3 protein-coding genes are annotated in these 3,778 nt (G+C 60.1%); 1 reads left to right on the top strand and 2 read right to left on the bottom strand.

Annotation, left to right across the window (positions count from 1 at the left end):
• A partial coding sequence (locus WBP53_RS07230; RefSeq protein WP_423927392.1) for a putative peptide maturation dehydrogenase occupies positions 1-1,075 on the bottom strand: 1,075 nt, incomplete at its 3' end.
• Between the two features lie 153 nt (positions 1,076-1,228).
• Here WBP53_RS07230 and WBP53_RS07225 point away from each other — a divergent pair.
• Positions 1,229-1,522, top strand: a complete 294-nt coding sequence (locus WBP53_RS07225; RefSeq protein WP_423927390.1) for an NHLP-related RiPP peptide — start codon at positions 1,229-1,231, stop codon at positions 1,520-1,522.
• Here WBP53_RS07225 and WBP53_RS07220 read toward each other — a convergent pair.
• Positions 1,501-3,778 (bottom strand): putative peptide modification system cyclase (locus WBP53_RS07220; RefSeq protein ID WP_423927388.1); only part of this gene is annotated, 2,278 nt, incomplete at its 5' end. The genes WBP53_RS07225 and WBP53_RS07220 overlap by 22 nt on opposite strands.

Raw genomic sequence — 3,778 nt, 5'->3', positions numbered from 1 at the left:
GCATCGGATCGAGGCCGAAGATCTCCTCGATGTCGCGCTCGTTGACGGCGGCGGTGATGAAGGCAGCGAGTCCGCGCTCGGTGGCAGCCAGATAAAGCGTCTGCGAGAGATGACCTGCATCAAGGATCACCGCGCGATAGGCCTTGGCGTGATTGCGATATTTCCAGAACGTGCGGCGGAAACGACTGGCAAGGACGATCACCACATGAGCATGCATGAAGTGGCGCTGGCCGGCGACCATGCGCAGGGCCAGCTCTGATGCTTCATCCGCACTGATCTCGCCAAGTGGCTCAAGGGCGTGGTCGATCGGGTGGTAGTGATAAAGCCCCGGGGTCACGCCTTCGACGTTCTGCACGAGCAGATAGGCTTCAGTCGGATGCAGGCCGCCTGCGGATGGCACGGCGCGCTTCATCACTTCGATACCGGGTTCGTCGCTGACTGCGCGCGCAGCAAACGTGCGAAACAGGGTTGCGGCGAAATCGTCCGCTGACAGCGGCCTTGATGTATCCCAGTTGCGGCAGGTCACGCGACTGCGAATCAGTTCTTCAAGTGCCGTTTCGCCCGGTCGTGCCAACGGGATGCGCTTGTCGGATTCAACGCGTTCACACACGGGAGGCTCGGGGTCACCAAGGCGTTCGAGGAACGGTCGGTCTGTTTCCTTTCCGAATCGGCGCTCGGCTTCCAGCGTGTCGACTGCGTGCCAGCGCGTATGCCGGTGCAGGGCGGCGGAGAACCCGCGCCAGTGACTGTCGCGTATCTCGTCATCCTTTCGGCGCAATTCCGCGTGTGCGTCGGCGTCGCTGATCAGCAGGCCCTTGTCGATCAGACGTTCGAGTATCGGCGTGTCGGATTCGTTTTCCAGCTCGTCTAAGTCCACCCAGTTGCCGGGCGACAACTGCCCCAGCACCCGGACCTCATCGGCATCCAGCGGGATCTCCTCATCCAGATGCGCCGCCAGCGCCATCCACTCGCGAACCGATGCAACGCCGGTACCGCCGGCAACCAGGAGTCCCAGATCGAAACCCAGACGTTCCCGCGGTTCGACGAAGACCACGGCACAGCGGCGTACTTGCATGAAGGCATTCCACAGTGAATAGTTCTGCTAGCCTACGCAGGGCAGCCGGTGCTCAACAAGCGATGCGTTGTTTCGCCACGCCCGGCTCGCCAGGCTTCACCGCCGGGACAGGGACGCCCGATCCAGATCACATATTGAAGGGGGTACAGATCCATGAGTGACGCACGACTACCGAAAGCACAAGAACTGAGCTTGATGCAGAAGCTGTCCAGCGATGACGCCTACCGGTCACGCTTCGAGAAAAGCCCGACTGACGCGCTGAAGGAAATCGGGGTTTCGGATGCGGATATCGCCGCGCTCGATCCGGCCAATCTGAAACCTGGAACGCTGGCCGACAAGGACAAGATTGCAGCCGCACACAAGCAACTGGATGTAGATGCAATGGGCGGACATGCGTGCATGATATTTCCGCTGATGCGACTGAATTATGGTGACAAGTCCGACTGAACGTGTTCCATGCGCTGGGCCAGAGCTGGGTCTTGCCCGGCCTTTGGCCAGGTCTTGTTGAAGGATTCGAGCTGGCTTGCTGCTGACTTGGTATCACCTAGCTCAAGGGCCAACTCGGCACCACGCAACAAGGCCAGATTGGTCTGGCCGACATAGAATGGCGTGAGCAGATTCCCTGGCATGTATTCGGCATAAGCACGGCCTCGATGCGATGCCAGCCAGCGTGCCTCGGCGAGTGCTTTCGCCGGTTCATCGGTGCTCGAATAGGCATCGAGCAAGGCGACATGGGCGAGCACCGGTTCGCTGCCATCCTGGGTCAAGGATTCGAGCTTGCGCACCGCCTGATCTGCATCACCACCAGTCCTCACCAGCTCCGCTTCCGCGATGATGCGCAGCTTGTGATTCATGGAATAGACGGCGTAGTCCTCGTCCTTCAGCGCAGCAAGCGCGGTCTTCGATAGTTCTGGAGCGCCGTCGTGTGCGGCCAGATAGGCCAGCACAAGAATTTGTGAATCAAGAAAACTGCGCGAACCGTCTGTGGCCGTCTTCCGCTGTTCAATCGTGAGATTCAGCGCTTTGGTCAACTGCTGTTTCTGGCTGCCCTGCGTCGAAGTCTGGATCTGGGCGAGCGTCAACACGATGACTCTGTTGACACCGTGAAGAACGCTTCCATTCGAGAGTGCATTCTGCGCTTCAGCCAATTTGTCGGCAGCTATCTCGAACTTACCTTGATCAATCGCAAATGCCACATCCATTGCGGCACTCGTCGCCCAGGCATGCAGGTGAATTTCGGGGTCAAACTTTGGCGAGCGCGCGAGCGTTTCGATTGCTCGATCGTATTTGCGCTCTGCGGCTTCTGTGGCCGCGTGATACTGGGTGTAGGTCAAACCAACCGACTCCGCATCTGAAAAATTGTTGAGCGCATCGGAAAAGCGCTCATTACCCAGATTGAAAATGCCGAGCAGGTGCAAGGAGGGTTGGCGTGAGGGGTTTTGCGCAGAAGCGGATGCTTGTGCGACAGCGACGGTCTTGCTGTCGAAGCGATTGGCATCGCGCCAACTCATGTAGGCATAGCCACCACTGCCCGCGAAATAGTCCGGGTAGCGATTGAACAACGCCGCCCATTTCGCGAATACGTCAGGCTCGCCTCGGAGGCCCGCCAGCATGACTTCAGCGTACAGCATGTCGCGCGGAGTCAGGCGCTCCCGTTTGTCCAACGCAGTCTCAAAGGCTTCGATAGCCATGTCGGACTGAGCCGTGCTTGCATGGATGCTGCCGACGCGGATGTAGATAGATGCGAACTCGGGATCGAGCTCCAGCGCCTGCTTGTAAAGCACCATGGCTTCTTCAAACTTGCCCTGGATGTAGCTCTTTGAACCCAAAGAATAGGCGCGCAATGCGTCGAGATTCTTCGTGGCCACTTTCTCCAGCGGCATCGAATTGTCAGTCACCGTTGCCAGCGCTTCGCCGAGCCGCACGCGCAGGCGATCGTTGATCGTATCCAGCGAGGGCAGGATCGATTCCTTGCCGATGCCGTCTGCGGTTTCCGAGTAGACCGTGGTCTGGGTCTGCGGGTCGATCACTTCTGCGGTGATTCTGACTCGGCCGCCAATCTCGGCGATGGTCGGCAGGATCAGCGCGCGCGCGCCATCGCGAATCGCCACTTCCGAGCCGACTTCGCGGTTGACCTCGGTGGTGTCCGGGTCGCGCTGCATGCGCGTGATCGTGTCGCGGACTTTCAGATCCGGCAGCACGTTCACATAGCGGGATTGTTCGAGACCAATGCGCAGTGCACTTTCCAGCGCATCGTCGAATACCGTTTCTCCGGTCAGATTATTCAGGCTGCCGACCACCACCCAGTCACGGCTGGCAAACGCGATGGCCGGATCCGGGCGCAGGAACATCACCAGCGGGATCATGAGCAGGGCCAGCACGATCAGCCCTTCGATCACCACCGTGGCCGGGCGACGCCAGAACGGCACTTCGCGATGCGCCTTGCTCGACCAGGGCGGCGCCTTCAGCGGGGCCAGGCCTTCTTCGCCCACCTCGAATACCGGCACCGGATCAGGCACGCCGCGGAAGCGGTAGCGACCATGGGTGCGCCAGCGTACCGATTCGAGCTGTTCGCCGAGTTCACCCTGGGCGCGATGGGCCAGCGCATAGGCAATATTGGAGAGCAGGATCTGGCCGGGCAGGGCCAGGCTCATCAGGCGTGAGGTGATCGGCTTGACCAGGCCTTCGACCTCGACCGGCTTG

The organism is Dokdonella sp. (genome assembly GCF_049593775.1).
Lineage (GTDB): Bacteria > Pseudomonadota > Gammaproteobacteria > Xanthomonadales > Rhodanobacteraceae > Dokdonella.
Note: the sequence above shows the minus strand (reverse complement) of the source record. Positions and strands in the feature narration are given on the sequence as shown.